General features: G+C 71.0%; 24 protein-coding genes and 1 pseudogene. 9 read left to right on the top strand and 16 right to left on the bottom strand.

Going from position 1 to position 26,482, the window contains the following annotated elements:
* Positions 1 to 55: 55 nt before the first annotated feature.
* Entirely contained in the window at positions 56 to 1,150 is a 1,095-nt protein-coding gene (locus ABTY98_RS06555) for a bifunctional succinyldiaminopimelate transaminase/glutamate-prephenate aminotransferase (RefSeq protein ID WP_352219891.1), read from the bottom strand.
* 154 nt (positions 1,151 to 1,304) lie between these two features.
* The gene (gene fdxA / locus ABTY98_RS06550) at positions 1,305 to 1,625 is read right to left on the bottom strand and encodes a ferredoxin (RefSeq protein WP_007495984.1); all 321 of its coding nucleotides are present in this window, start codon (positions 1,623 to 1,625) and stop codon (positions 1,305 to 1,307) included.
* A gap of 140 nt (positions 1,626 to 1,765) precedes the next feature.
* On the opposite strand from fdxA, the gene ABTY98_RS06545 reads away from it, so the two are divergent.
* The 3 genes from ABTY98_RS06545 to ABTY98_RS06535 all read left to right on the top strand — a co-directional run bounded on the left by ABTY98_RS06545 (position 1,766) and on the right by ABTY98_RS06535 (position 4,067).
* Positions 1,766 to 2,770: a GNAT family N-acetyltransferase gene (locus ABTY98_RS06545; RefSeq protein ID WP_352219750.1), complete on the top strand. Its 1,005-nt coding sequence runs from the start codon at positions 1,766 to 1,768 to the stop codon at positions 2,768 to 2,770.
* A gap of 43 nt (positions 2,771 to 2,813) precedes the next feature.
* Positions 2,814 to 3,701 (top strand): transglutaminase family protein, encoded by an 888-nt coding sequence (locus ABTY98_RS06540; RefSeq protein WP_352219749.1) that lies wholly within the window; start codon positions 2,814 to 2,816, stop codon positions 3,699 to 3,701.
* A gap of 216 nt (positions 3,702 to 3,917) precedes the next feature.
* A complete protein-coding gene (locus tag ABTY98_RS06535; protein ID WP_352219748.1) occupies positions 3,918 to 4,067 on the top strand; it encodes a hypothetical protein in 150 nt (49 codons plus the stop codon).
* Positions 4,068 to 4,086: 19 nt separating this feature from the next.
* On the opposite strand, the gene ABTY98_RS06530 is transcribed toward ABTY98_RS06535, so the two are convergent.
* The 8 genes from ABTY98_RS06530 to ABTY98_RS06495 form a co-directional block, all read right to left on the bottom strand.
* The gene (locus ABTY98_RS06530) at positions 4,087 to 4,701 is read right to left on the bottom strand and encodes a response regulator transcription factor (RefSeq protein WP_352219747.1); all 615 of its coding nucleotides are present in this window, start codon (positions 4,699 to 4,701) and stop codon (positions 4,087 to 4,089) included.
* On the bottom strand, positions 4,698 to 5,897 hold the full coding sequence (locus ABTY98_RS06525; RefSeq protein WP_352219890.1) for a sensor histidine kinase: 1,200 nt from the start codon (positions 5,895 to 5,897) through the stop codon (positions 4,698 to 4,700). The genes ABTY98_RS06530 and ABTY98_RS06525 overlap by 4 nt, the downstream gene beginning before the upstream one ends.
* Positions 5,898 to 5,902: 5 nt before the next feature.
* Positions 5,903 to 6,643, bottom strand: a complete 741-nt coding sequence (locus ABTY98_RS06520; RefSeq protein WP_352219746.1) for an ABC transporter permease — start codon at positions 6,641 to 6,643, stop codon at positions 5,903 to 5,905.
* Positions 6,640 to 7,584, bottom strand: coding sequence for an ABC transporter ATP-binding protein (locus ABTY98_RS06515; protein ID WP_352219745.1), 945 nt, complete (start codon positions 7,582 to 7,584; stop codon positions 6,640 to 6,642). Before ABTY98_RS06515 ends, ABTY98_RS06520 begins: the two co-directional genes overlap by 4 nt.
* A gap of 140 nt (positions 7,585 to 7,724) precedes the next feature.
* Positions 7,725 to 10,028, bottom strand: a complete 2,304-nt coding sequence (locus ABTY98_RS06510; RefSeq protein WP_352219744.1) for a hypothetical protein — start codon at positions 10,026 to 10,028, stop codon at positions 7,725 to 7,727.
* A gap of 155 nt (positions 10,029 to 10,183) precedes the next feature.
* A complete protein-coding gene (locus tag ABTY98_RS06505) occupies positions 10,184 to 10,600 on the bottom strand; it encodes a DUF6113 family protein (protein ID WP_352219743.1) in 417 nt (138 codons plus the stop codon).
* Positions 10,597 to 11,478, bottom strand: a complete 882-nt coding sequence (mshB, locus tag ABTY98_RS06500) for an N-acetyl-1-D-myo-inositol-2-amino-2-deoxy-alpha-D-glucopyranoside deacetylase (RefSeq protein WP_352219742.1) — start codon at positions 11,476 to 11,478, stop codon at positions 10,597 to 10,599. Before mshB ends, ABTY98_RS06505 begins: the two co-directional genes overlap by 4 nt.
* A gap of 80 nt (positions 11,479 to 11,558) precedes the next feature.
* Positions 11,559 to 11,753 (bottom strand): hypothetical protein, encoded by a 195-nt coding sequence (locus ABTY98_RS06495; protein WP_089098958.1) that lies wholly within the window; start codon positions 11,751 to 11,753, stop codon positions 11,559 to 11,561.
* 189 nt (positions 11,754 to 11,942) lie between these two features.
* Between ABTY98_RS06495 and ABTY98_RS06490 the strand changes: the two genes are divergently transcribed.
* Entirely contained in the window at positions 11,943 to 14,063 is a 2,121-nt protein-coding gene (locus tag ABTY98_RS06490) for a S9 family peptidase (RefSeq protein WP_352219741.1), read from the top strand.
* Positions 14,064 to 14,222: 159 nt separating this feature from the next.
* Here ABTY98_RS06490 and ABTY98_RS06485 read toward each other — a convergent pair whose 3' ends face one another.
* The 5 genes from ABTY98_RS06485 to ABTY98_RS06465 are packed head-to-tail and all read right to left on the bottom strand — an operon-like array spanning position 14,223 to position 19,806.
* Entirely contained in the window at positions 14,223 to 15,296 is a 1,074-nt protein-coding gene (locus ABTY98_RS06485; protein ID WP_352219740.1) for an ABC transporter ATP-binding protein, read from the bottom strand.
* Complete coding sequence (locus ABTY98_RS06480; RefSeq protein ID WP_352219889.1) at positions 15,289 to 16,263, bottom strand: ABC transporter ATP-binding protein; 975 nt, start codon at positions 16,261 to 16,263, stop codon at positions 15,289 to 15,291. Before ABTY98_RS06480 ends, ABTY98_RS06485 begins: the two co-directional genes overlap by 8 nt.
* Positions 16,264 to 16,271: 8 nt before the next feature.
* A complete protein-coding gene (locus ABTY98_RS06475; RefSeq protein ID WP_352219739.1) occupies positions 16,272 to 17,252 on the bottom strand; it encodes an ABC transporter permease in 981 nt (326 codons plus the stop codon).
* Positions 17,245 to 18,168, bottom strand: a complete 924-nt coding sequence (locus ABTY98_RS06470; RefSeq protein ID WP_352219738.1) for an ABC transporter permease — start codon at positions 18,166 to 18,168, stop codon at positions 17,245 to 17,247. Before ABTY98_RS06470 ends, ABTY98_RS06475 begins: the two co-directional genes overlap by 8 nt.
* 6 nt (positions 18,169 to 18,174) lie before the next feature.
* Positions 18,175 to 19,806: a peptide ABC transporter substrate-binding protein gene (locus ABTY98_RS06465; protein ID WP_352219737.1), complete on the bottom strand. Its 1,632-nt coding sequence runs from the start codon at positions 19,804 to 19,806 to the stop codon at positions 18,175 to 18,177.
* A gap of 431 nt (positions 19,807 to 20,237) precedes the next feature.
* Here ABTY98_RS06465 and ABTY98_RS06460 point away from each other — a divergent pair, with 431 nt between their 5' ends.
* The 5 genes from ABTY98_RS06460 to ABTY98_RS06440 are packed head-to-tail and all read left to right on the top strand — an operon-like array spanning position 20,238 to position 26,072.
* On the top strand, positions 20,238 to 22,109 hold the full coding sequence (locus ABTY98_RS06460) for an ABC transporter substrate-binding protein (RefSeq protein WP_352219736.1): 1,872 nt from the start codon (positions 20,238 to 20,240) through the stop codon (positions 22,107 to 22,109).
* Between the two features lie 3 nt (positions 22,110 to 22,112).
* Entirely contained in the window at positions 22,113 to 23,183 is a 1,071-nt protein-coding gene (locus tag ABTY98_RS06455; protein WP_352219735.1) for an ABC transporter permease, read from the top strand.
* Entirely contained in the window at positions 23,180 to 24,088 is a 909-nt protein-coding gene (locus ABTY98_RS06450) for an ABC transporter permease (protein WP_352219734.1), read from the top strand. Before ABTY98_RS06455 ends, ABTY98_RS06450 begins: the two co-directional genes overlap by 4 nt.
* Positions 24,085 to 25,083: an ABC transporter ATP-binding protein gene (locus ABTY98_RS06445; protein WP_352219732.1), complete on the top strand. Its 999-nt coding sequence runs from the start codon at positions 24,085 to 24,087 to the stop codon at positions 25,081 to 25,083. The genes ABTY98_RS06450 and ABTY98_RS06445 overlap by 4 nt, the downstream gene beginning before the upstream one ends.
* Positions 25,080 to 26,072 (top strand): ABC transporter ATP-binding protein, encoded by a 993-nt coding sequence (locus ABTY98_RS06440; protein ID WP_352219731.1) that lies wholly within the window; start codon positions 25,080 to 25,082, stop codon positions 26,070 to 26,072. The genes ABTY98_RS06445 and ABTY98_RS06440 overlap by 4 nt, the downstream gene beginning before the upstream one ends.
* Here ABTY98_RS06440 and ABTY98_RS06435 read toward each other — a convergent pair.
* Positions 26,062 to 26,468: pseudogene (locus ABTY98_RS06435) on the bottom strand (VOC family protein). The gene ABTY98_RS06440 and the pseudogene ABTY98_RS06435 sit on opposite strands and share 11 nt — an antisense overlap.
* Positions 26,469 to 26,482: the final 14 nt, after the last annotated feature.

Below are 26,482 nucleotides of genomic sequence, written 5' to 3'. Positions count from 1 at the left end.
GTTTCCCCGGGTCCCTTCTCGTTGTGCGTTGGCTGCGGACCCTCGGGCGCGTCACTCAGGAGAGCCGCTCCACGGCCGCCCGCACGCGCTCGTCCGTCGCCGTGAGCGCCACGCGTACGAACTTTTCGCCCGCCTCGCCGTAGAAGTCGCCCGGTGCCACCAGAATGCCGCGCTCGGCCAGGTGGGCCACCGTCTCCCAGCAGGACTGGTCCCTCGTCGCCCAGAGGTAGAGGCTCGCCTCGCTGTGCTCGATGCGGAAGCCGTGAGCCACGAGCGCGTCGCGGAGGCGGCCGCGGCGGGCCGCGTAGCGCTCACGCTGTTCCCGGACGTGGGTGTCGTCGGACAGGGCCGCCACCACCGCCGCCTGCGTCGGTGCCGACGTCATCATGCCGCCGTGCTTGCGGATCTCCAGGAGGGGGCCGAGGACCGCCGGGTCGCCGGCCAGGAAGGCCGCGCGGTAGCCCGCCAGGTTGGAGCGCTTGGAGAGGGAGTGGACGGCCACGATGCCGTCGTACGAGCCGCCGTTCACGTCCGGGTGCAGGACCGAGACCGGGTCGGCCTCCCAGCCCAGTTCGAGGTAGCACTCGTCGGAGAAGACCAGGACGCCGTGGGCACGGGCCCAGGCGACGATCTCGGTCAGCTCCTGCTGGGACAGGACCCTGCCCGTCGGGTTCGACGGGGAGTTCAGCCAGAGGAGCTTCAGGCCGCTCGGGTCCAGCTCGCGCGGGTCGTCGTAGACCTCGTACTCCGCGCGGGCCAGACGGGCGCCGACCTCGTACGTGGGGTACGCGAGGCGCGGGTAGGCGACCCGGTCGCCGGGGCCGAGGCCCAGCTGGGTGGGGAGCCAGGCGACGAGTTCCTTGGAGCCGACGATCGGCAGGACATGGCGGTGGGTGACCTCGCGGGCGCCCAGGCGGCGCTCGACCCAGCCGGTGATCGCGTCGCGCAGCGCAGGGGTGCCCCAGACCGTGGGGTAGCCGGGCGAGTCGGCCGCGTCGATCAGGGCCTTCTGGATCAGGTCGGGGACCGGGTCCACCGGGGTGCCGACCGAGAGGTCGACTATGCCGTCCGGGTGCGCCGCAGCCGTCTTCTTGTACGGCTCCAGCTTGTCCCAGGGGAAGGTGGGCAGACGGTCGGAGACTGCGGACACGGTCACTGGCTCACTTTCTTCGGTACGACCGGTACGGCCATACGACTGGTACGGCCGGTACGGGAAACGCCTCGGTCCCGCAGGCGCCGATCGGGTGTGATCAGGCCGTACGGGACCGAGGCGGCACGGTGGTGCGGCGGGCCGCCGGTACGGGTTACTCGGCCTGCGGGGGCAGCGCGGCGACGAAGGGGTGGTCGCGCTCGATCAGGCCCAGCTTGCTGGCGCCGCCGGGAGAGCCGAGCTCGTCGAAGAACTCGACGTTGGCCTTGTAGTAGTCCTTCCACTCCTCCGGAGTGTCGTCCTCGTAGAAGATCGCCTCGACCGGGCAGACCGGCTCACAGGCACCACAGTCAACGCATTCGTCCGGGTGGATGTACAAGGACCGCTGGCCCTCGTAGATGCAGTCGACCGGGCACTCCTCGATGCACGCCTTGTCCTTCACGTCGACACAAGGCTGCGCGATGACGTAGGTCACGCTGTCGTTCCTCCTCGATTGGGCGCCGGCGGGCCTCCGTAGGCTCCGCCGCCTGGCGCGCGGGAGCGCGGCGTCGTCGATGCCCGCCCCTAGTATCTCCGTTCTTGGGCACGATCCGAACAGGAGGGGTGAACTGACCAGTGGAAATCTCGGCCGCAGGACGCTTCGAGGTCCGTATCACCACTGCTGACGTGGGTAAACGGGTCTCCGTGCGCCGTTTGACAGGAAATGGTGTCACCGAGGAGAAGTTCACCGACACGGTGGGTGTTCTCACATCATGGGACGACGCCGGCGTGCTGACGATCACACGGCGGGACGGTGAGACCGTCCGGATACCGGAGTCCGCGCTGGTGGCGGCCAAGCTCGTCCCGGCCGCTCCGGCGCGGCGGCGCGGACCGGCGGCGACCTATCGGGAACTCGCGCGTGTCGCCTCGCGCGGCTGGCGGCCGGTGGAGAGCGAACAGCTCGGCGAGTGGGAGCTGCGGGCCGCCGGAGGGTTCACCCGGCGGGCGAACAGCGTGCTGCCGCTCGGCGAGCCGGGGCTGCCGCTCGACGCGGCCCTGGACGTCGTACGGCGGTGGTACGGCGAACGGGGGCTGCCCGCGTATGTGCAGACCGCGACCGGCGCCGAGGGCACGCAGGAGCTGCTCTGCGCGGAGCTGGAGCGGCGGGGCTGGGTGCGTGAGGTGAGCGCCGAGCTGTGGATCGGGGCTCTGGCGCCGGTGGCGGACCGGGCGGAGGGGACCGGCGTTGTGCTCTCCCGGACGGCCGACGAGGCCTGGCTGGCGCGCTACCAGCGCAAGGGGGTGAGCGAGGTCGCGTTGCGGGTGCTGGGGGGCGGTCCTTCGGTGTGGTTCGCGACCGTTCCCGGCGAGGGCCCCCCCGCGGCCATCGGGCGCCTGGTGGTGGACGGCCGCTGGGCGGGGTTCGCCGCCGTCGAGGTGGACCCGGCGCTAAGGCGGCGGGGGCTGGCCACCGAGGTCATGGCCGCGCTCGCCCGGCGGGCGCTGGAGGAGGGCGCTTCGGCGGCCTGGCTCCAGGTGGAGGCGGAGAACGCGGGGGCGCGGGCGATGTACACCGGGCTGGGGTTCGGGGCGCACCACGCGTACCACCACTACAGGGCGCCGGAGGCGGACGGCTTCTGAGGCCGCCGCGGTACGGATCGTTCCGAAAGGGCACGAAACAGCTATGCATCCCCCTTTTCCAGACCCAGACCCGGATCCACGTCCGCATCCGCGTCCGCCGTCGCCGGAGCGGGCCGCCGAGGTGGGGCGCCGGTTCGCCGAGGAGGCGCGGTCCGAGCGGCCCGATCTGGCGACGCTGTGTCTGCTGCTGGGCGCCGCGGCCGACGGCTCACTGGACGAGGCCGGTATCGACGCGGCGCAGATGGAGCTGGACCGGCTGGCCGGACAGCTGCCGTACCGGCCGGGCGGCCCGCTGGCCTGGGCCACGGCGGCGCACCGGGTGCTGGGCGAACGGTTCGGCTTCCACGGCGCCGCCGCGGAATACCGCCGGCTGGAGTCCTCACTGCTGCACGAGGTGCTGCGCCGACGGCGCGGGCTGCCGATCCTGCTGTCCGTGGTGTGGCTGGAGGTGACGCGACGGGCGGGGGCGCCGGTGTACGGGGTCGCGCTTCCGGGGCACTTCGTGGTGGGGTTCGGGCCGGCTGAGGACCAGGTGCTGGCCGATCCGTTCGACGGGGGGCGGGTGCTGAGCGGGGCGGACGCGCAGACGCTGGTGGTGGGCGCGGCGGGGGTGCCGCTGGAGCCGGCGATGCTCGAACCGACCGATCCCCTGGACGTCGTACGGCGGATCCTCAACAACGTACGGGCGTGGGCGGCGGCCCGGCCGGAGCGGTCGGACGTGGGTCTGTGGGCGGTGGACCTGTCACTGCTGATGCCCTCCCACCCGGCCCGGCTGCGGTACGACCGGGCGCGGCTGCTGGTGCAGCGGGGTGACTTCGTCGACGGCGCCGAGGAGCTGGAGGAGTACGCGGGGCTGATCGACGCGGTGGACGAGGGGGCGGCGGAGAAGGTCCGGGGAGAGGCCCGGGCGGCGCGGGCACGGCTGAACTGAGCGGGGCCGCGGCCGGGCGGTGGGGGCGACCCCGCACCCCGGAGATCGGTCAGGCCGATTCGGGCTCAGGTCAGGCCGATTCGGGCTGGGTGAGACCGAGCAGTCCGGCAGCGGTGCCGTCGAGGACGCCACGGACGTCCTCACCACGGCCCCCGGGATCGACCGGGGCCTGGCGCGGGCCCGACCGAGGAGGAGCCGGCGGCGCTGTCCGCGCTGATGGCGCCGGCGGGTATCGATGGTCTCCCTCACCGCGCACGGCCGCGCACGGCCGCGCTCGGCGCGGACCAGCGCGAGGTCTTCGTCGGCGTGCTGCGCGAGATGGCCCGGGTGCTCGACCAAGTCGACCAGCGAGTCCCCGGCGAGTAGGCGGCCGGGCTGCCGGGCTCTACAGCCAGCCCTTCTCCCGCGCGATCCGGACCGCTTCCGCCCGGTTCCGTACCGCCAGCTTCTGGATCGCCGTCGAGAGGTAGTTCCGTACCGTCCCCTGCGAAAGGTGCAGCGCCGCCGCCAACTCCGCGTTCGTCGAGCCGTCGGCCGCCGCGCGGAGGACCTCTCGCTCGCGGTCGGTCAACGGGTTGGCGCCCTCCGCCAGGGCCGCCGCGGCCAGGGTCGGGTCGATGACGCGCTCGCCGGCCAGGACCTTGCGGACGGCCTCGGCGAGTTGGGCGGCGGGGGCGTCCTTGACCAGGAACGCGTCGGCGCCCGCCTCCATCGCGCTGCGGAGGTAGCCGGGGCGGCCGAAAGTGGTGAGGACGACGAGTTTCACCGTCGGCAGCGCCTTGTGGAGCTGGGCCGCCGCCTCGATGCCCGTGCAGCCCGGCATCTCGATGTCGAGCAGGGCGACGTCGATACCGTGCTCCCGCGCGGCCGCCAACACCTCGTCGCCGCACGCTACTTGTGCCACGACCTCGATGTCGTCCTCCAGGCCCAGCAGGGCGGCCAGCGCCTCGCGGACCATCGACTGGTCCTCGGCGAGGAGGACCTTGATCGTGCTGCTCATGCCCCGGATCCTACGGCCACGCCGACGCCGAGCGGGACCCGGGCGACCAGCCGGAAACCGTGCTTCAGTCGGCCCGCCTCCAGCGTGCCGCCGGCCTTCTCCAGGCGCTCGGTGAGCCCGGTGAGGCCGTTGCCGGGACCCTTGCCGGAGCCGCCCGTGCCGTTGTCCTCGACGGAGAGTTCGAGGACCGGGCCGTCCAGGGTCTGGCGGCGCAGCAGCTCCACCGTGCAGGCGGTCGCGCCGCTGTGCCGTACGACGTTGGTGATCGCCTCCCGGAGTGCCCACGCGAGGGCCGCCTCGCCGTCCTCGGGTACGCCGGTGAGGTCGGGTTCGGCCGGGACCTCGGCGGTGACCGCGGCGGCGGTCAGGGCGACCTGGGCGCCCGCGAGTTCGGCGGCGAGCCGGGGACGCCGGTAGCCGGTGACCGCCTCGCGGACGTCCACCAGGGCCTGCCGGCTGACCTGTTCGATGTCGGAGACCTGCTGGGCCGCCTTGCCGGGGTGGTCGGGGAGCATCCGGCCGGCCAGTTCGCTCTTCAGGGTGATGAGGGAGAGCGAATGCCCCAGCAGGTCGTGCAGGTCGCGGGCGAGCCGCAACCGCTCCTCGTTCGCGGCCAGTTGGGCGACGGTGGCACGGGCCTTGCGCAACTCGACGGTGGTGGCGACGAGTTGCCGTACACCGGTCATGGAGTAGCCGACCAGGAGCACCACCAGGAACAGGCCCCAGGCCTCGCCCAGGTCGTGGGCGTGCCAGCCCGCGAGCATCATGGCGGCGGTGGTCAGCGGGATCGTCCAGTAGGCCACCCGCAGCGGGAAGGTCACCCCGCACATGACGGACACGTACACGAACAGGCCGAGCCAGGAGCTGCCGAGACTGAGCGCCAGGACGACCGCGAGCGTCCACTCCACGGCGATCGCGGCGGAGACGACCCGGCCCCGGAAGGGCCGGCCCATGGAGCGGAACACGATGGACAGGTAGATCCCGACGAAGGCCGCCAGGCCCGCCCAGCCGGCCACCGTGGCTCCGGTGGTGTGGTGGCCGGAGGCCAGGTCGTCCGCCGGGGAGGCGAGGAAGACCAGCCACGGCAGGACCCATACCAGCTTGCGCATCGCCTCGCCCCGGTTGCGGGGCGGCAGGCCGATCCGCACCAGCCGCTCCGCCCTGGCTTCATCGCCGGGCCGCAGGTCTTCCGTCATCGTGCTCACGCCTTCAGCGTGTCCTTCCGGTACAGCCAGGCCGCGCCGCCGACGAAGAGGGCGAAGAAGACGACGAGGATGGCGATGTCCTGGGCGTGCGGGGCCTGACTCTGTTCGATGGCCCGCCCCAGTGCAGCGTACGCGTGCGTGGGCAGCCAGTTCGCGATGTCCTGGAGCCAGGTCGGGAAGGCGGAGGAGGGCCACCACAGGCCGCCCAGGATCGACAGGCCGAAGTAGGTGATCATCGTGATCGGGCGGACCGCGTCCCCGGAGGCGAGGTAGCCGATGGCGACGCCGAGGGCGGCGAAGACCAGGCTGCCGGCCCAGATGGCGCCGGTGAGGGCGAGCCACTGCCAGGCGTCGAGGCGTACGTGCTTCACGGATGCGGCGACCAGGAAGACGACCACGATGGACGGGAGGCTGACCACTGCGGCGCTCGCCGTCTTCGCCAGCACATAGCCGCGCCCGGGCAGGGTGGTCAGCCGCAACTGCCGTACCCAGCCGCTCTCGCGCTCCTTGGCGATGCGCTCGCTGTTGCCCATCAGGACGGCGGTCAGGGCGCCGAAGGAGGCCATGGAGACCATGACGTAGGCCGCCAGGGAGAGCCCCGAGTTGTCGACGGTCTGGCTGGTGCCGCCCTGGCCGGCGACCAGCAGGAAGATGATCGACGGGTAGATCACCGAGAAGAACAGGAACTTGCGGTTGCGCAGGGCCCGGGCGAGCTCCAGCTTGATCAGGGCGTTCACGACTGCGTGGCCTCCTTGGCCTCTTCGGCCTCCGTGATGGCGACGAACGCCTGCTCCAGGCCGAGCCCGGCGACTTCGAGGTTGCGGGGGTAGACGCCCAGGCCGTAGAGGGCGTGGACGGTGGCGTCGGCGTCGGACGACTGGGCGCGGACCGTCTGGCCGGAGACGTCGATGGTGGTGAGGAACGGCAGCGCCCGCAGCGACGCCTCGTCGATCTCGCCCTCCAGGTCGAAGGAGATCCGGCGCGCGCCCGCCTTGGCCTTGATCTCGGCGGCAGTGCCGTCGGCCAGCAGTCGGCCCCGATGCAGCACCAGCACCCGGTCGGCGATGGCGTCGGCCTCTTCGAGGTAGTGGGTGGCGAAGAGGACGGTACGGCCCTGGTCGGCCTGTTCGCGCATGGTGGCCCAGAAGGCCTGGCGGGCGGAGACGTCCATGCCGGTGGTCGGCTCGTCCAGGACGATCAGGTCGCTGTCGCCTGCGGTCGCGAGGGCGAAGCGGACGCGCTGGGACTGGCCGCCGGAGAGCTTGTTGACCTTGCGGTCGGCGATCTGCGAGATGCCCGCGCGGGCGAGGACGTCGGTGACCTTGTAGGGCCTCGGGTGCAGCCGGCAGGCCAGCCTGACGAGTTCGGCGACCGTGACCTCGTCCATCAGGCCGCCGCTCTGCAGCATCGCGCCGACCCGGCCGGCGACGACGGCCTCGCGTGGGGTCATGCCGAAGACGCTCACCGAGCCGGTGTCGGCCTGCTTGAGGCCGAGCAGCAGATCGAGCGTGGTCGACTTGCCCGCGCCGTTGGGCCCGAGCAGGGCCACGGTCTCCCCCGGGTGCAGCCGCAGCGAGAGCCCGTCGACGGCCCGCACCTTCCCGTAGGTCTTGCTCACCTGGTCGAACCCGACCACCACCGGGGTGCCGGTGGCGGTCGTCGCCGCTGTCGTTGTCATGCCGTCCATGTTCGCGGCGGGCCCCTGGCCGGGGGCAGTGCCGACCGTCCGGAGTGCCGTATGACAGATGTCATCCGCAGGGCGTGACACGCGAGAGGGGGGCCCGGTGAGCACCGGGCGCCCCCCTCTCGGAGTGGGCGTCAGCTGGGGTTCGTGTCGATGACTCCGACCCGCTCCGCCGTCGTCTTGCCGACCAGCGCCTTGCGCAGCGCGGAGGCGACGTCCTGCGGGGTGACGGCCGTCTTCTGCCCGGTGCCCCGGGTGATCAGCACGCCGTCGAAGGTGCTGCCGTACGCCTCCTTGAGCGCCGCCAGGTTGTACGTCTCCACCAGCTTGCCGTCCACGGCCTTGAAGCCGAGGATCTTCGGCAGGGACACGGCGCCGAACGGGATGCTGTGCACCGCGTCCGTCTGCACGTACACCTTGGCGGACATCGCCGGCTCCGCGAAGGCCTTCATCTCGCGGTCGACCTCCGCGTTGGAGATCGTCGGCTGCACGGTGGTCGTCGGTACGGTCACCGGGGAGGCCGTGTTGGTCTCCACCATCGACTCGTACGCCTGCTCGACCGCCTTCGTGGAGGCGGCCGCGTCGATGCCCTTGCCCGCCTTGCCGTAGACCGCGACGGCCTTGCCGGAGACGAACTTGATCGTGCCCTCGGTGACCGAACCGGAGCTGCCGCCGAGGCCTTTGAGGGCGGCCTGGAGCTTCTCCTCGTCGACCGGCATGACGGGCTGGACGACCCGCTTCTGTCCGAACAGGGAGCCGATCACGGAGACCGGGTTGTAGTCGCTCTTGGCGGCCGCCTCGACCGTGGACTGCATGGCGAACTGCAGGCCCGCCTGATCCGGCGGCAGCGAGACGGCCTTGCCGTCGACCGACAGCTTCAACGGCTTGTTCACCCGCGAGCCGAACGCGTCGTCGAGCTTCTTGACGGCGTCGTCACGGGTGCCGCCGCCGATGTCGACGCCGAGCACCGTGGTGCCCTTGGGCACGTCGGAGTGGTTCATCAGGAGCCCGGCGCCGTAGACACCGAGGCCGGCGACCACCACGACACCGACGAGCAGCGGCAGCTTGCCGCGCTTCTTCTTGGCCTTGGCCTTGCCCTTGGACCCGGCGGGGAGCGGCGAGACCGGCTCGGGCAGCTTCGGAGGCGTGTGCGGCAACGGCCCGTCGGCGGGCGCGCCCGGCCCGAACGGGGAGTTCGCGCCCGGCGGTACGACCGGGATGCCGCTGGTGACGGTTTGTCCGGAGACGTTGTCCGCCGGGGTGCCGTAGCCGGGCATGCCCGGTTGGGGGGCGGGCTTCTGCGGGGTGAGGATCGCGGTGTCGTCGCTCAGGCCGCCGCCGGGGCCGAGGCCGGGACCGGCGGGGGCGGTACGCGCGCCGGGTCCGGCCTGGGCGGCATGCCGGGCGGGGCCTCCTGGGCCGGCGGGGGCGCTCGGAGCGCCGAAGGGCCCGCCGCCGTTGAAGGACGCGCCGCCCGGACCGCCGGGACCGCCGAAGGACTCGCCGCCGTTGACCGGCGGTACGAACGGGCCGTCGCCGGTGACCGGGCCGCCGGTGGGGCCCGCCGGGCCCTGCGGGCCGCCGGGACCGCCGGGGAGGCCGGGGCCGTTGAAGCCGCCGGGGCCGGCCGGGCCGCCACCGGGGCCGCCTGAACCGGGCTGGGCGCCGTTCTGGCCGCCGTTCTCGGAGAAGTACGGCAGTTCGTCCCGGCGGGGCTCGCCGGGGTCCTTCGCGCCGCCCCGGGGGCCGCCGAGCGGGCCCGCGGCAAGCGCCTCGGTCACGTCGAAGGAGCCGGTGCCGCCGCCGTGTCCGGGGGCCACCGGGCCGCCGGTCGCGCCGGTGGGCAGCCCCGCGCCGTTGGTCGAGCCGGGCCGGGACGTGCCGGGCACGCTCATGGATCCGACGACACCGCCGGGGCGGCCGCCGTTGGGACGCGCGGCACCGGGGGTGCCCTGCGCGGCCGGACCGTTCGGCGCCGCGGCGGGCGAACCGCCGGGCACGCCCGCACCGTTGGTGGCGCCGCCGCGCTGACCGCCCTTGGCCGGGCCGGACTTGCGCGGCGCGAACCAGTCGCTGCGCTGCTCGCCGGTGGCGGGCCCTGGCGCGGTCTCGGCGGGCGGCTCGACGGTGCCGGTGGACATGGCGGCGCCCGTCGGCCGCGCGTGCGTGCCCGTCTCCTCGCCGGCGCCGCCCTCGGCGTCCGCGACAGGGGTACGGACGACCACGGGCGGAATCGGCCGGGATCCGGGGATGTTGATCCGGATCCGGGTCGTCAGCGTGGTCTCGGTCTTGCGCTCCTCCGGCCGCGCGGCCGGACGGCCCGCGGCCTTACCGTCGTCGGAAGCCATGGGGGTCCCGTACGGCGGTGTGCCCGAGGGGTATGCGGCTCCGCCGTGCCCGTCGGGCCCGGAGGAAGGAGTGTCAGTTTCACGACTCAAGGCAGGTTCTCCCGGTTGGCTCCGCCGCCCGTACGACCTTGCTCGGGCGGCTCGGCGGCGCGCACCACCATACTGGCCACTTCTGGCGCTTATCCCATGACCGCCGGGGAAACCCACACCGGACTCGCACGCGCGCCCCACGGCGAAGTGGTACGTCACTTGCCAAGTCGGGCGCCGTCCGTGTCAGGTTGCCGCCCCAAACCCATAGTGGCGCAGATCACAGCCAGCGCCATGCCGCCGAGCAGGAAGAGGTAGGAACCGCCTCCCGCACCGAACAGGAAGTCGCCCTCGGGTCTGCTGGCGGTGAGCAGGATGACGGCGACGACCCAGCCGAACGCGGGCGCCACGGCCCCGGACCGGCTGCCCACCGCCCGCGACCCGCCGAGGAAGAGCCCGGCGGCGCCGGCCAGGGCGAGCAGCAGCCCGCCGGGGAACCAGGCGGCCTGGACGAGGGTTCCGGCGAGGCCGACGACCGCGCCGAGCACGATCAGCCCGAGCAGGCCCGCGATCCGCCCGGCGGAGGGCCGCTGCAACGGTTGCGCGAGCATCGAGCCGCGTCCGGCGGAACTCATGACGCCTCCCCGATACCGGCGAAGAGGTCGGTCTCGCGTCCGGCGCCCGGCTCGCCGCCCGCCAACTCGTAGTACTCCGTGATGAACACGGGCTGCGCCAGCTCGTTGGAGAGCGCGAAGTAGGGGGCGCCGTACGGGGCCACCTCGACCTGGGTGGCGTGGGCGGCCATCGCGGCGGTCTTCGCGGCGGCGTACGCGGTGCCGTCGATCTCGGTGGTGACCCGGTGGTCGTCGACCACACCCGGTACGTCGTCGACGGCGGCGGCCTTCTCGAACGGCAGCCCGGGCAGATCGTCGTGGAGCCGGGCGAAGGCGGCCTCGGCGACCGTACGGGGGACGCGGTTCCAGTAGACCTTGGAGACACGGTGGCCGGCCTCGGCGGCCAGCTCGACGGCTCGCATGGCGACGCGGTGGGCCTGGATGTGGTCCGGGTGGCCGTAGCCGCCGTTGTCGTCGTAGGTGACGAGGACCTGGGGTCGGATCTCCAGGATCACCGCGACCAGATGCCCGGCGGCCTCATCGACGTCGGCCTGCCAGAAGGAGCCGGGTGCGTCGTTGTCGGGCAGGCCCGTCATCCCGGAGTCGCGGTAGCGGCCGGGGCCGCCGAGCAGCCGGAAGTCGTCGACACCCAGCTCACGCGTGGCGGCGGTGAGTTCCCCCATCCGGTACTCGCCGAGCGCGACGCCGGTCAGGTGCCGCAGCGCGGGCGGGATGACCTCGCCGCCCTCGCCGAGCGTGCAGGTGACCAGCGTCACATGGACACCTTGGTCCGCATAGCGGGCCATGGTGGCGCCGTTGTTGATCGACTCGTCGTCCGGGTGCGCGTGCACGAGCAGCAGGCGCCGGGCGGGTAGCGGTCGGGCGGGCGGTTCCGTCATGTGCCCACCCTACGAAACGGCACCGACAGCGCCGCGCAGACCCGGTCGACGAGGTCGACCGGGTCGGAGGGTGATCCGGGTCAGAACTTGATGCTGCCGATCATGCTGGCGACGTTGGTCGTCAGATCGCTGATCGTCGGTGCGATGGTCGACGAGGCGAGATAGAAACCGAGCAGCATGCAGACGACCGCATGCCCGCCCTTCAGACCCGACTTCTTGATCAGCAAGAAGACGATGATCGCCAGCAGCACCACCGCCGAAATCGAGAGTGCCACGGCGGCTCACCTCCAAAGATCCCAGGGACGCGGGGGGTTCGGGTATGGGGGTTGTAGATCGGTACAGCAAATCCATGCGCAAGCCAGCGGGTTCATACCCACTCAGCGGTAGTGATCATAACTATGCGTGCTCGCGCATCGCTCGGCGCACAGCCGCACAAGGGGGCGCATGGCCAATATGGTCGGGGCATGAAGACCGAGGCTGTCTCATTCCCCCGCCGGCACGCCCGCACCCAGCGTTTCACGCTCGGCGCGCCGCGCGCGTTCACCGTGGCCCCCGACGGCTCCCGCGTGGCGTTTCTGCGCTCCGGTTCCGGTACGGACCGGGCCAATTCCCTGTGGATTCTCGATGTGCCGAGCAGCGAGGAGCGCCTGGCGGCGGACCCGCGCACCCTGCTCGGCGGCGCCGAGGAACACCTCTCGGCACAGGAGCGGGCCCGTCGCGAACGCAGCCGTGAGGGCGGTGCCGGCATTGTCGGCTACGCCACCGACGCGACCCTGGAGCTGGCGTCTTTCGCCTTGTCAGGGCGGCTTTTCGCGGCGGAGCTCAGAGCCGGCACCACACGCGAACTCGCCGTCCCCGGGCCGGTGATCGACCCGCGCCCGTCCCCCGACGGCCGCCATGTCGCGTACGTCGTGGAGGGCGCCCTGCGGGTCGTGGGCGCCGACGGCGAGGGCGACCGGGCGCTGGCGGAGCCCGAGTCGGCGCAGGTCACCTATGGACTGGCCGAGTTCATCGCGGCCGAGGAGATGGGGCGTTCGCGCGGCTTCTGGTGGTCGCCGCGGTCCGACCGGCTGCTCGTGGCCCGCGTGGACGACACGCCGGTGCAGCGGTGGTGGATCGCCGACCCGGCCCACCCCGAGCGTGAGCCACATCATGTCGCCTACCCGGCGGCGGGCACCGGGAACGCGGACGTACGGCTGTTCGCCTACGACCTCCAGGGGGAGCGCGCGGAGATCTCCTGGGACCGGGCGCGCTACCCGTACCTGGCACATGTGCACTGGTCGGAGGCGGGTGCACCCCTGCTGCTCGTGCAGGCGCGCGACCAGCGCAGCCAGCTGTTCCTCGCCGTGGACCCGGGGTCGGGGGCGACCCGGATGGTGCATGCGGACGAAGATCCAACATGGCTTGAACTGTTCGGTGGAGTGCCCTGCTGGAGCCCCTCCGGACAGCTGGTCCGGATCACCGACGAGGGCGGCGCCCGGGTGCTCGCGGTGGGTGAACGGCCGCTCACGGGTGCCCAGTTGCACATCCGTGCGGTTCTCGACGTGACCGCCGATGACGTGCTGGTTTCCGCCTCCGCCGGCGAGGAGGCCGAGTCCCCCGAGATCGGCGAGGTACACGTCTACCGCGTCAACGAACTCGGCGTGGAGCGGGTGTCGCAGGAGCCCGGCGTGCACACGGCCGTGCGCGCCGGGGGCGTGACCGTTTTGGTGTCCGCCGCGCTGGACAGGCCGGGCGCCCGCGTCCAGGTGCTGCGTGACGGAAAACATCTGGCAACTGTCATGTCGTACGCGGAAGATCCTGGTTTGTCCCCGCGCGTGACACTCACCGAGGGGGGCGCACGTCGAATTCCGTGCGCCGTGCTTATGCCACGGGACTACCACGGGGACACTCCCCTTCCGGTTCTGCTCGACCCCTACGGTGGCCCGCACGGCCAGCGTGTGGTCGCCGCGCACAACGCCCACCTCACCTCCCAGTGGTTCGCCGACCAGGGTTTCGCGGTGATCGTCGCCGACGGGCGGGGCACTCCCGGCCGCTCCCCGGCCTGGGAGAAGTCCATCAAGGACGACCTCGCGGCGATCGTCCTCCAGGACCAGGTCGACGCGCTCCAGGCACTCGCCGCCGACTTCCCGCTCGACCTGACCAAGGTGGCCGTCCGCGGGTGGTCCTTCGGCGGCTACCTCGCCGCGCTCGCGGCCCTGCGCCGGCCCGACGTCTTCCACGCGGCGGTGGTGGGCGCCCCGGTGACCGACCTGCGGCTGTACGACACCCACTACCAGGAGCGCTACCTCGGCCACCCGGGCGAGCAGCCGGAGGTATACCGCCGCAACTCGGTGATCGACGACGCGGGCCTGGTCGACGCGGCCGACCCGCACCGCCCGATGATGATCATCCACGGCCTGGCGGACGACAACGTGGTGGTGGCCCACTCACTGCGCCTGTCCAGCGCCCTGCTGGCCGCGGGCCGCCCGCACGAGGTACTGCCCTTGTCCGGCGTGACCCACATGACCCCGCAGGAACAGGTGGCGGAGAACCTGTTGCTGCTCCAGCTGGACTTCCTGAAGCGTTCGTTGGGCCTCGCGTAGGCGCTGCGCGCACGGCAACGGGCCGGGGCGACATGGCGCGCCCCGGCCCGTTTACGGCACCCGCACGGCCGTACGCTGATAAGCGTGCCGCGTCCGTATATCGAGACCGGGTCAGAGAAGTTGCCTGCGTGTTAACGCGATTGACCCCGGCTCATACCGTTATGTACCCCCGTCGACAAGATCGCCCGGGGGCTCTTCCGGCGGAACCACTTGCTTCTCCTCCGCGAAGTGACAGGCCGAGTCATGGGCGGCCGGCCCCGGCTCCAGCCGGAACGCGGCGGGCACCGCGAGCGCCGGCACCTCCACGGCGCACCGCTCCTCGGCCTTCCAGCACCGCGTGCGGAACCGGCAGCCGGATGGGATGTTCGTCGGCGACGGGACGTCCCCGCTCAGAATGATCCGCTCCCGGCGCTCCCGGGCCTCCGGGTCCGGTACCGGCACCGCGGAGAGCAGGGCCTGGGTGTACGGGTGGGTCGGGTGGTCGTAGATCTCCTCCTCCTTGCCGATCTCCACGATCCGCCCGAGGTACATCACCCCGACCCGGTCCGAGATGTGCCGCACGATCGACAGGTCGTGGGCGATGAAGACGTACGACAGGTCGAAGTCGTTCTGGAGCCGGTCGAGCAGGTTGATCACCTGGGCCTGGACGGAGACGTCCAGCGCGGACACCGGTTCGTCCGCGACGATCACCTCGGGGCGGAGCGCCAGCCCCCTCGCGATGCCGATGCGCTGCCGCTGGCCACCGGAGAACTGGTGCGGATAGCGGTTGATGTACTCGGGGTTGAGACCCACGACGTCCAGCAGTTCCTGGACCCGCCTGCGCCGGTCGCCCTTGGGAGCCACCTCGGGGTGGATCTCGTACGGCTCCCCGATGATGTCGCCCACGGTCATCCGGGGGTTGAGGGAGGTGTACGGGTCCTGGAAGACCATCTGGATGTTGCGGCGGACGGCCTTCAGCGCCCGCCCGCTCAACCTGGTGATGTCCTCGCCCTTGTACTTGATCAACCCCGCCGTCGGCCGCTCGAGATTGACGAGCATCTTGGCAACCGTTGATTTGCCGCAGCCGGACTCCCCGACGATGCCGAGGGTCTCTCCTTTGTTGAGCACGAAGTCAACACCGTCAACAGCCTTGACCGCACCGATCTGTTTCTTGATCAAGATGCCCTGGGTCAACGGGTAGTACTTGACCAGTCCACTCACTTCCAGGATCGGCTCAACCACCGCGTCAACCATTGACGCACTCCCTCCAGAAGTGACAGGCACTGCCCCGGTGTTGATCCACCTGGTACAGCGGTGGTTCGTCGGTGCGGCACACGTCCTGGGCCATGGGGCAGCGCGGGTTGAAGGCACACCCCGGCGGGATGTCCATGAGGTTGGGCGGCAGGCCCTTGATGGCGTAGAGCTCCTGCCCCTTCTGGTCCAGGCGCGGGATGGAGTCGAGGAGTCCGCGCGTATAGGGGTGGGCGGGCGCCTTGTAGATGTCGTGCACCGGCGCGGACTCGACGATCCGCCCCGCGTACATCACGGCGATCCGGTCGGCGACGTCCGCGACCACGCCCAGGTCGTGGGTGATCAGGATCAGCCCCATGTGGTACTCGCGCTGCAACTCCGCGAGCAGATCCATGACCTGGGCCTGGACGGTCACGTCCAACGCCGTGGTCGGCTCGTCGGCGATGATGAGCGCCGGTTCCAGGGCCAGCGCCATGGCGATCATGATGCGCTGACGCATGCCCCCGGAGAACTGGTGCGGATAGTCCCGCACGCGCTGGGCCGCGCCCGGGATCCGCACCCGGTCCATCAGCTCGACCGCCTTGGCCCGCGCGGCCTTCCTGGACATCCCCCGGTGCACGACGAACATCTCGCCGAGCTGGTCGCCCACGCTCAGCACCGGGTTCAGCGCCGACAACGCGTCCTGGAAGATCATCGCCATCTCCGCGCCCCGGATCTTCCGCCGCTCCTCTTCTTTGAGCTTCAGCAGATCCCGCCCGCGGAAGAGGATCTCGCCCCCGCCGATCCGCCCCGGCGGCATGTCCAGGATCCCCATCACCGCCTGGGCCGTGACCGACTTCCCTGACCCGGACTCCCCCAGCACGGCCAGCGTCTCCCCCGCGTCGACGGCGTACGAAACCCCGTTGACCGCCTTCGCGATCCCGTCCCGGGTCCGGAACTCCACGTGCAGGTCGCGCACTTCGAGCAGCACGGCGGCGCTCACCTCAGCTTCGGGTCGAGGGCGTCGCGCACCGCGTCGCCGAGCATGATGAAGGCCAGGACGGTGAGTGCGAGGGCCCCGGAGGGCCACAGCAGCGCGTGCGGGGCGTTGCGGATGTAGGGCGAGGCGGCGGAGATGTCGATGCCCCAGGAGACGCTGGGCGGCTTCAGGCCGACCCCGAGATACGACAGGGTCGCCTCCAGCGCGATGTACGTGCCGAGCGCGATGGTGGCCACGACGATCACCGGGGCCACGGCGTTGGGCGCGATGTGCCGCAGCAGGATCCGGGAGTTGGAGGCGCCGAGCGCGCGGGCGGCCTGGACGTAGTCGTTCTGTTTGGCGGTGATCACCGAGCCGCGGGCGATCCGGGAGATCTGGGGCCAGCCGAGCAGCACCATGAAACCGACGACCGGCCAGACCGTGTTGCTGGTCACCACGGAGAGGAGGACGAGACCGCCGAGGACGACCGGGATCGCGAAGAAGACGTCGGTGATCCGGGACAGGATCGCGTCCCAGCCCCCGCCGAAGAACCCGGCGAGACCGCCGAGCACCGACCCGAACAGCGCGACCCCGAGCGTGGCGCAGACGCCCACCGTGACGGACGCACGGGCGCCGTAGACGGTCCGTGTGTAGACGTCGCAGCCCTGTCCGTCGTACCCGAAGGGATGGCCCGGCTGGGAACCCTCCTGGGCGTTGGCGAGGTCGCACTTGAGGGGGTTGCCGGAGGCGATCAGCGACGGCCACACGGAGATGACGACGAGGAAGAGGATGACGAGGGCGGAGACGATGAAGACCGGGTTGCGGCGCAGGTCCCGCCAGGCGTCGGACCAGAGCGAGCGCGGCCTGCCGGCCGGACCCGTGCCCAGTGGGCCCCCTGGCGTCCTCTCCAGCGTCTCGGCCTCGGTCGCCGCCAGATCCATCGCCCCGCCCATGCCGGTGCCGGCGATGGCCCGGTCCTGCTCGAACGGCTGTTCAGGCATAGCGGATCCTCGGGTCGAGTACGGCGTAGAGGAGGTCGACGAGGAGGTTGGCGACGAGGAAGACAAGGACGAGGACGGTCACGAAGCCCACGACCGTCTGGGTGTTCTGCCGCAGGATCCCCTGATAGAGCTGAAAGCCCACGCCGTGGATGTTGAAGATCCGCTCGGTGACGATGGCGCCGCCCATGAGTGCGCCGATGTCGGTACCGATGAAGGTGACCACGGGGATGAGGGAGTTGCGCAGCAGGTGCCGTGCGATGACCCGGCGCCGGGGCAGCCCTTTGGCAATGGCCGTACGGACGTAGTCGCTCCGTCTGTTCTCGGCGATGGAGGTGCGGGTCAGCCGGGTGACGTAGGCGAGCGACACGGAGGCGAGAACCAGCCCCGGCACGATCAGTTCGCCGAAGGCGGCGTCCGGCGAGACGGAGGGTTTGATCCAGCCCCATTCCACCCCGAGCAGGAGCTGGAGCAGCAGGCCGGTGACGAAGGTCGGTACGGAGATGACGACCAGGGTCGCCAGCAGCACCCCGGTGTCGACGGGCCGCCCCCGCCGCAGACCGGTCAGGACTCCGAGGGTGATGCCGATGACGATCTCGAAGAGGATGGCCACGATCGTCAGCCGGATGGTGACGGGGAACGCGGTGGACATCAGCTCGGTGACCGGCTGCCCGTTGAACGCCGTACCGAAGTCTCCGGTGAAGACGTTCCCCATATAGGTGAGGTATTGCTGCCACACCGGCTTGTCGAGTCCGAAATCCCTCTTCAGCTGGGCGGCGGTCGCCGGGTCGCAGGCCCGCTCTCCGCACAGTCCTGCGATCGGGTCGCCCATGACATTGACCATCAGGAAGATCAGCAGCGTGGCCCCGATGAACACCGGGATCATCTGGAGCAGCCGCCGGACGACATAGCGCCCCATGCCGCGTCAGCTGACCTTGATCTCGTTGTACACGGGGACGCTGAACGGATTGAGAGCCACGTTCGAGAGCCGCTCCGCGTAGCCCGCGCTGCCGTTCTGGTACCAGAGCGGAATGGCGGCCATGTTGTCGCGGACGACTTCCTCGGCCTTCTGGAAGGTTCCGACGGCCTTGCCGGTGTCGGTCTCGGCGTTGGCCTGGTCGACGAGCTTGTCGAAGTCCTTGTTGGACCACTTGCCGTCGTTGGAGGAGGCGTTGGTGTAGTAGAGCGGCTGGAGGAAGTTCTGGATGAGCGGGTAGTCCATCTGCCAGCCCGCACGGAACGGCCCGGTCATCTTGTGCTGGCCGATCTGGTTGCGGAAGTCGGCGAAGGTGCCCACCGGGTTCCCGACGCACGCCTTGTCGTTGCCGAGCGCGTTGTTGATGGAGTTGCACACGGCGTCCACCCACATCCTGTGCGAGCCGGTGTCGGCGTTGTACGTGATCTTGAGCTGGCCGCCGGGCAGTCCCCCGCCCTCCTGGATGAGCTTCTTGGCCTGGGCCGGGTCGTAGTCACAGGCGCTCCCGCACAGCCCCTCCTTGAAGCCGCCCACCAGGCCGAGCACCGGGGAGGTCCAGTCGGTGGCCGGGGTGCGGGTGTTCTGGAAGATGGTGTCGGTGATCTGCTTCCGGTTGATGGCCATGGAGAGCCCGGTGCGGACCTTTTCCGATCCACTCTGGTTCCAGGCGCTGTCGTAGTAGGGGAAGGCGAGGGTCTGGATGATGCCGGCGGGAGTGTTGATGTATCGACCACCGAGGTCGTTCTTCACGTTCTTCAGCTGTGAGGCAGGGACGTCGTCGACGAGGTCGAGGTTGCCGGCGATCAGGTCGGTGTAGGCGGTGTCGCTGTCCGTGTAGACCTTGAGGGTCACTCCGCCGTTCTGCGCCTTGTCGGCACCGGGGTAGCCGTCCCACTTCTTCAGGGACATCTGCGATCCCTTGGTGTACGACTCGATGGCGTACGGCCCGTCGCCGACCGGCCGCTTCAGCCAGCCGGCGTGGTCGGTGAAGAAGGCCCGGGGCAGCGGGGCGAAGGCCGCGTAGCCGAGGGTGTCCGGGAAGCTGGAGAACTTCTGGTTGAGCTGCACGGTGAAGGTCCTGTCGTCGACGACCTTCAGACCGGAGAGCGTGTCGGCGCTCTGGCTGCCGCTGTCGGGGTGGACCTTGTCGTATCCCTCGATGTACCCGAAGAAGTACGCGTTCTTCTGGTTGTTCTTGAGGCTCGCCCCGTAGTTCCAGGCATCGACGAAGGACCTGGCGGTCACCTTCTCGCCGTTGGAGAAGGTCCAGCCGTCCTTGACGGTGATCTTGTAGTTCTGCGAGTCGCTCGTGTCGATCTTCTGGGCGAGCATGTCCTGGGCCTTGCCGGTCTTCGGGTCGTACTTCTTCAGGCCCCGGAAGATCATGTCGAGGACCTTGCCGCCCTGGACCTCGTTTGTGTTGGCGGGCTCCAGGGGATTCTGCGGGTCGCCCCAGGAGGAGCTGAGTACGGCGCTGCCGCCTCCGCCGCCACCGCTGCTGCCGCCGCCCCCGCAGGACGTGGCGGCGAGCGCCGTCACCACCGCGCAGGCCGCCCATCGGGCGTGCGTGGCTGAACGCATGGCGTGCCTCCTCCGTGAAGGGTGATCCGTTACTACCGGTCAATATCGGAGCAATCAGCGCACTATGCACATTCGGCACGCCCATTTGCAGGACAATCTGTCCGGATGCCGATTCGCAGGGCGCAACGATGGGGCGGCCGGGAGCCGCATCCGTGGCACCCGCAGGCCACGGGATCATCACGTCGGCGGAATCCGGCCAGTGCGGCGCCAGCGTCTCACCAGGGCCCCTTCACCGGTCTGGACCAATATCGGCACCATCGCCCGTCAGGTCGCCGTTTCCGCAGGCCACGCCGGACTCAGGCGCCGTTGACGCACACAGACCGGCGCTGATAGACACACTCATCACCCAGCTGGCGTCACCAGGCGAAATCCCGGTCCCGAGGTCCCGACAAGCCGTCCCGGTACGAGCGATGACGCGAGGTCACGATTTCATGAGCACACAGGACCAGCACGGCGCAAGACGTTCACACGCGAGAAGTCCCCGCTCGCGTGCACCCCGGCTGGTGGCGGCCACCGGCGTGCTCGCACTGACCTTCTCGGCCGGCCTCGCGACCCCTCTCGATCCCGCGCCCCAGACGGCGCAGGCCGCCTCCGGCAAGAAGGTGCTCACCGTGGCGGTCGCCCAGAGCGTCGACTCGCTGAGTCCCTTCCTGGCCGTACGGCTGCTCAGCACGAGCATCCTGCGGCTGACCTACGAGTACCTGACCGACTACGACCCCGGAGACGCCCACCCGGTCCCGGGCCTGGCCACCAGCTGGTCGCCGTCCGCGGACAATCTCACCTGGACGTACACGATCCGCTCCGACGCGAAGTGGTCGGACGGACAGAAGGTGACCGCCGCGGACGCCGCATGGACGTTCGACAAGCTGATGACGGACGAGGCGGCCGCCACCGCGAACGGCAGCTTCGTCACCAACTTCCGCAAGGTGACGGCCCCGAGTCCCACCAAACTGGTCATCGAGCTGAAGAAGCCGCAGGCGACGATGACCGCGCTCGACGTGCCGATCGTGCCCGAGCACATCTGGAAGAACGTCTCCGACTTCTCGAAGTTCAACAACGACAAGTCCTTCCCCGTGGTCGGTGACGGACCGTTCGTCCTCACCGACTACAAGGCGGACAGCTACGTCCGGCTGAAAGCCGACAAGAGCTTCTGGCGCGGGGCACCCAAGTTCGACGAGCTGGTCTTCAAGTACTACAAGGACCAGGACGCCGCCGTGGCCGCCCTGCGCAAGGGCGAGGTCTCCTTCGTCGCGGGCCAGCCCGCCCTGACACCCGCTCAGGCGGCCTCCCTCAAGGGCCGGAAGGACATCAAGGTCAACGACGCCCCCGGCCGGCGCTTCTACGCCCTCGCCACCAACCCGGGCGCACAGGCCAGGAACGGCCAGAAGTTCGGCGACGGCGACCCGTCGCTGCTGGACGAGCGGGTGCGGCACGCGCTGTTCTTGGCCGTCGACCGCAAGACCATCATCGACAAGGTGTTCCAGGGACACGCGGTCGAGGGTCAGGGGTACATCCCGCCGCGCTTCTCCACCTACTTCTGGAAGCCGTCGGCGAGCCAGGAACTCGCCTACGACCCCGCCAAGGCCGCCCAACTCCTCGACCAGGCGGGCTACAAGAAGAACGCCGACGGCAAACGGGTCGGCAAGGACGGCAGACCGCTGAACTACCGGGTCCTGTGTCACGCCACCGACCCCAACGACAAGGCCGTGGGCCAGTACCTCAAGGAGTGGTGGGCCAAGCTCGGCATCGGCATGACGCTCGACTGCCTGGACAACGTCACCGACCCCTGGCTCGCCGGCACGTACGACCTCGCCTTCGACGGCTGGTCCGTCAACCCCGACCCGGACTACGTGCTGTCCATCCACACCTGCGCCGCCCTGCCCGCCACGCCGAAGGACACCGGCGCGACCGACAACTTCATCTGCGACAAGACGTACGACGGCCTGTACGCCCAGCAGCTCGCCGAGTACAACTCGGCCAAAAGGGCCGATCTCGTCCAGCAGATGGAGTCACGGCTGTACGACCTGGGGTACATGAACGTCATGGCGTACCCGAACGCCGTCGAGGCCTACCGCACCGACCAGATCAAGTCAATCGAGACGATGCCCAGGGCCGCCGGCAGCATCTACGGGCAGGACGGCTACTGGAGCTGGTGGTCGGCCGTCCCGGCGGACTCCGGATCCTCCTCCGGGGGCAGCTCGACCGGGATTGTGATCGGGGTCGTCGCGGGTGTCGTGGTCCTCGCCGGGGCCGGGCTGTTTCTGGCCAGGCGCCGCCGCACCACCGTCGACGACCGCGAGTAGCCCATGCACCCAGCGGCCTCCGAATCAGCGTCCACCCCGGCCGGCCGGGCCGCCGGACCGGCGGGAACCGGGCCGGCGACCCGCGGACCGCGCGTCACGGCCTCGTATCTGCGGTACGGGGCCGCCAAGGCGGGCGGTGCCGTCGCCTCGCTGCTCGCCGTCCTCGTCACCGGCTTCTTCCTGTTCCGCCTGATCCCGGGCGACCCGGTCAAGACGATGACCGGCGGCCGCGCCGTGTCGGCCGGACAACTCGCCGAGTACCGCAAGGAGTTCGGACTCGACCTGCCCCTGTGGCAGCAGTTCACCAACTACTGCGGCAAGGCGCTCACCGGTGACTTCGGCACGTCGTACCAGTTCCGCACACCGGTCCTCGACAAGATCACCGAGGCGCTGCCGAACACGCTGCTGCTGACCGGCACCGCGTTCGTGCTCTACACCGCGCTCGGAATGTTCCTCGGTACCCGCTCGGCCTGGCGGCACGGCCGTCTCGGCGACCGGCTGAACACCGGGCTGGCGCTGACGCTGTACTCCGTCCCGTCGTTCTGGCTCGGCCTGCTGCTCATCATCGTCTTCGGCGTGGGCCTCGGCCCCGTCCCGGGGCTGTTCCCCACCGGCGGCATGGAGTCGGGCGGCAAGGAGGGCTTCGCCTACGCCGTCGACGTCGCCCACCATCTGGTCCTGCCGGTGATCACGCTGGTCGCGGTCGAGTACGGGCAGACGCTGCTGGTCACACGCTCGGCGCTGCTCGACGAGATGGGCAGCGACTATCTGACGACCGCCCGCGCCAAGGGCCTGCGGGACGACCTGGTGCGCCGCCGCCACGCGGTGCCCAACGCTCTGCTGCCCACGGTCACCCTGGTCTTCGTCAACCTGGGCCGGACCGTCGCGGGCGTCATCCTGGTCGAGACCGTCTTCTCCTGGCCGGGCCTCGGCGGACTGTTCTACCAGGCCCTGAGCGTCCCCGATCTGCCCCTGGTACAGGGGCTGTTCCTCTTCTTCGCCGCGGCGGTGATCGTCATGAATACACTGGCCGACCTGCTGTATCCGCTGCTCGACCCCCGGGTGGCCCGATGACGACCGACACCGCCCCCGGACCGCGCGCACTGGCCTGGCAGCGCCGCCGCCGCTCCGCCGTCCGGTTCTGGCAGCGCTACCGCACGCACGGCGCCGGGCTGGCCGGCCTGGCCGCGCTCCTCCTGTTCGGGCTGGTCGCGCTGACCGCGCCGCTGACGGTCGGCTCCGGTGTGACCGGCGTGACCGATGCCCCGGGCGCTCCGCTGGAGCCGCCGAGCGGTGAGTTCCTGCTGGGCACCGACCGGTTCGGGCGCGATCTGCTGGGCCTGGTGATCTGGGGTTCCCGGGTCTCTCTGCTGGTCGGGCTGCTCGCGGCCGTGCTGTCAGTGGCGATCGGCGCGGTCGTGGGCATCTCCGCCGGACACTTCCGGGGTGTGTACGCGACCGTGCTGATGCGGATCACGGACTGGTTCCTGGTGATGCCGACGCTGGTGCTCGCCATCGCGCTGGCCACCGTGATGTCCCGCTCGCTGGGGACGGTGATCCTCGCCATCGGCGTCACCTCCTGGCCCACCACGGCCCGTCTGGTGCGGGCCCAGACGCTCGCGGTGGAGTCACGGCCGTACATCGAACGGGCCAGGGCCCTCGGCGGCGGGCACTGGCACGTCATGACCCGGCACGTCGTGCCCAACGTGATGCCGCTCGTCCTCGCCCAGACGACCCTGATGATCTCCTCCTCGGTGCTCGCCGAGGCGACACTGGCCTTCCTCGGCCTCGGCGATCCGACGGTCATCTCCTGGGGCGGGCTGCTGCAGGACGCGCGCGAGGCGGGCGCGGTCAGTGCCGGCGACTGGTGGTACCTGGTGCCGCCCGGCCTTGCCATCGCCCTGGTCGCGCTCGCGTTCACGCTGTGCGGGCGGGCGGTCGAGTCCGTGCTCAATCCCAGGCTGGGGGTGGCCCGTTGACACTGCTGGAGGTCCGGGACCTGAGTGTGACGTACCCCGGCGGGGCCGCCGCCGTACGGGGCGTGGACCTGTCGCTGGAGGCCGGCCGGAAGCTGGGGATCGCCGGTGAGTCCGGCTGCGGCAAGTCGACGCTGGCGCTGGCGCTGCTGCGGCTGCTGCCCGCCGGCGCCCGGGTCGGCGGGGAGATCCTGCTCCACGGGGAGGATGTCCTGACCATGCGGTGGGGGCGGGTGCGCGCGGTCCGCTGGGCGGGCGCCTCGATCGTCTTCCAGGGCGCCATGCACTCGCTCAACCCCGTGCACCGGGTCGGCGACCAGATCGCCGAGCCGATCCTGCTGCACGGCAAGGCGACCCCGGCGGCGGCGCGCAAGCGTACCGGCGAGTTGCTGGAACAGGTCGGCCTGCCGGCCGCACGGGCGCGGGCGTATCCGCACGAACTCTCCGGCGGCCAGCGCCAGCGCGTCATGATCGCCATGGCACTGGCCTGTGACCCGCGGCTGATCATCGCCGACGAGCCGACCACCGCCCTGGACGTGATGATCCAGGCCCAGATCCTCCGGCTGATCGAACAGCTCGTCAGCGGGCAGGAGCTGGGCCTGATCCTGATCAGCCACGACCTCACGGTGCTCGCCGACACCTGCGACCGGCTGGCCGTGATGTACGCGGGACGGGTGGTCGAGGAGGGGCCCGCCAGGGATGTCTACGAGGACGCCCGGCATCCGTACGCCAAGGCCCTGTCGGCGGCGTTCCCGCGCCTCGGCGACCCGGCCTCCCGGTTCGCCCCGGGCGGCCTGGCGGGCGACCCGCCCGATCCGGCCGCGCTGCCCGCCGGCTGTGCCTTCCACCCGCGCTGCCCGGTCGCCCTGGAGGTGTGCGCCGTCGAGGACCAGTGGCCACGGGAGGCGGGGCCGGGGCGGCGGGCGGCCTGTGTGCACCTGGGGGCGGTGGTGCCGCCCCCGGCCGGTCCGGCGCGGGACGTGAGGAGCACGACATGACGACGAGTCCAGCGCCGCTGCTGAGCGCCGAGGGCCTGCGGGTGACCTTCCCCGGACGGCACGGCGCCGCCCCGGCCCGGGCCGTGGACGGCGTACGACTCGACATCGGGGCCGGGGAGATCGTGGCGCTGGTCGGCGAGTCGGGCTGCGGCAAGACGACGCTGGCGCGCTCGCTGCTCGGGCTGGTGACGCCAGCCGCGGGCCGGATCTCCTTCGCCGGCCGGCCGCTGGAGTACTCCTCCCGGGCGCTGAAGGCGTACCGCCGACGCGTCCAGCTGGTGCTGCAGGACCCGACGGGCGCGCTGAACCCGCGGCACACGGTGTACGACGCGGTGGCCGAGGGCCTGCGGATCCACGGCCGTACGGGCGACGAGCGGGCGGCGGTCGCCGAGGCGCTCGCGCACGCGGGGCTGCGACCGCCCGAGCGCTTCTTCCTGCGCTACCCGCACGAGCTGTCCGGGGGCCAGCGGCAACGGGTCGTCATCGCGGGCGCGTTGGTCCTGGCACCCGAGTTGATCATCGCGGACGAGCCGGTGGCCTCGCTCGATGCCTCGGTGCGCGGCGAGATCCTGGCCCTGCTGCTGCGTCTGCGCTCCGAACTGGGCCTGTCCGCCCTGGTGGTCACGCACGACCTGGGCCTGGCATGGAACATCGCCGACCGGGTCGCGGTGATGTACCTGGGGCGGATCGTGGAAGCGGGGGACGTGGAGCAGGTCCTGACGGCTCCTCGGCACCCGTACACCCAGGCCCTGCTATCAGTTCTCCCGGAGGCGCCGGGCGACCCGGTGGTGCTGAGCGGGGAACCCCCGGACCCGTCCCGCATCCCCTCCGGTTGCCGCTTCCACGCGCGGTGCCAGGTGCTGGCGAGCGGGGAGGCCGAGCTGGCCGGAGTGGCGGACGCCTGCCGGTCCCGGGACCTGGAGGTACTGGACGGCAGCGGCGAGCCGCAGGTGGCGTGCCACTGGGCACGGGCCCAGGTCACGACGTGAGCGGGGGCGTCACGTCCCCGGCGACCAACTCGACCTCGAAACCGCCGCTGTTGGCGAGGTACGCGGCGTAGTGCCCCGGGCCGCCGGCGTGCGGGTGGCGGTCGGCGAAGAGCAGGGACCAGCCGTACACCGACGCGGCGCCGGCCAGGGCGTCGACCTCGGTGCGGGTATTCCGGCGTGGAACGCGAGGTGGTTGAGCCCCGGTCGCATCCGGTCGTGCGCGTCCGCGGTCATCGCCGGCGACTGCTCGACGACCAGATAGGCCGGACCGAGCCGCCAGCTGCGGCCGTGCTCCCATTCCTGGTACGGGCGGTAGCCGAGCCGGCCCAGCCGCCAGCCCCATTCGCCGACGGCGCGGGGCAGATCGGGCACCCATAGCTCGATGTGATGCAGCACCGGGACTTCTCTCC

This window comes from Streptomyces sp. NPDC096040 (assembly GCF_040303265.1).
Classification (GTDB): Bacteria; Actinomycetota; Actinomycetes; order Streptomycetales; family Streptomycetaceae; genus Streptomyces.
This window is presented reverse-complemented; position numbering and strand designations above follow the sequence as displayed.

What these genes read in the sequence shown, in the direction of transcription:
- ABTY98_RS06540 (WP_352219749.1), top strand. Translation starts at nt 2,814, where the DNA reads ATGCATCCCCCTTTTCCAGACCCAGACCCGGATCCACGTCCGCATCCG.
- ABTY98_RS06535 (WP_352219748.1), top strand. Translation starts at nt 3,918, where the DNA reads ATGGCGCCGGCGGGTATCGATGGTCTCCCTCACCGCGCACGGCCGCGC.
- ABTY98_RS06530 (WP_352219747.1), bottom strand. Translation starts at nt 4,701, where the DNA reads ATGAGCAGCACGATCAAGGTCCTCCTCGCCGAGGACCAGTCGATGGTC.
- ABTY98_RS06525 (WP_352219890.1), bottom strand. Translation starts at nt 5,897, where the DNA reads ATGACGGAAGACCTGCGGCCCGGCGATGAAGCCAGGGCGGAGCGGCTG.
- ABTY98_RS06515 (WP_352219745.1), bottom strand. Translation starts at nt 7,584, where the DNA reads ATGACAACGACAGCGGCGACGACCGCCACCGGCACCCCGGTGGTGGTC.
- ABTY98_RS06505 (WP_352219743.1), bottom strand. Translation starts at nt 10,600, where the DNA reads ATGAGTTCCGCCGGACGCGGCTCGATGCTCGCGCAACCGTTGCAGCGG.
- mshB (WP_352219742.1), bottom strand. Translation starts at nt 11,478, where the DNA reads ATGACGGAACCGCCCGCCCGACCGCTACCCGCCCGGCGCCTGCTGCTC.
- ABTY98_RS06490 (WP_352219741.1), top strand. Translation starts at nt 11,943, where the DNA reads ATGAAGACCGAGGCTGTCTCATTCCCCCGCCGGCACGCCCGCACCCAG.
- ABTY98_RS06485 (WP_352219740.1), bottom strand. Translation starts at nt 15,296, where the DNA reads ATGGTTGACGCGGTGGTTGAGCCGATCCTGGAAGTGAGTGGACTGGTC.
- ABTY98_RS06475 (WP_352219739.1), bottom strand. Translation starts at nt 17,252, where the DNA reads ATGCCTGAACAGCCGTTCGAGCAGGACCGGGCCATCGCCGGCACCGGC.
- ABTY98_RS06470 (WP_352219738.1), bottom strand. Translation starts at nt 18,168, where the DNA reads ATGGGGCGCTATGTCGTCCGGCGGCTGCTCCAGATGATCCCGGTGTTC.
- ABTY98_RS06465 (WP_352219737.1), bottom strand. Translation starts at nt 19,806, where the DNA reads ATGCGTTCAGCCACGCACGCCCGATGGGCGGCCTGCGCGGTGGTGACG.
- ABTY98_RS06460 (WP_352219736.1), top strand. Translation starts at nt 20,238, where the DNA reads ATGAGCACACAGGACCAGCACGGCGCAAGACGTTCACACGCGAGAAGT.
- ABTY98_RS06455 (WP_352219735.1), top strand. Translation starts at nt 22,113, where the DNA reads ATGCACCCAGCGGCCTCCGAATCAGCGTCCACCCCGGCCGGCCGGGCC.
- ABTY98_RS06450 (WP_352219734.1), top strand. Translation starts at nt 23,180, where the DNA reads ATGACGACCGACACCGCCCCCGGACCGCGCGCACTGGCCTGGCAGCGC.
- ABTY98_RS06440 (WP_352219731.1), top strand. Translation starts at nt 25,080, where the DNA reads ATGACGACGAGTCCAGCGCCGCTGCTGAGCGCCGAGGGCCTGCGGGTG.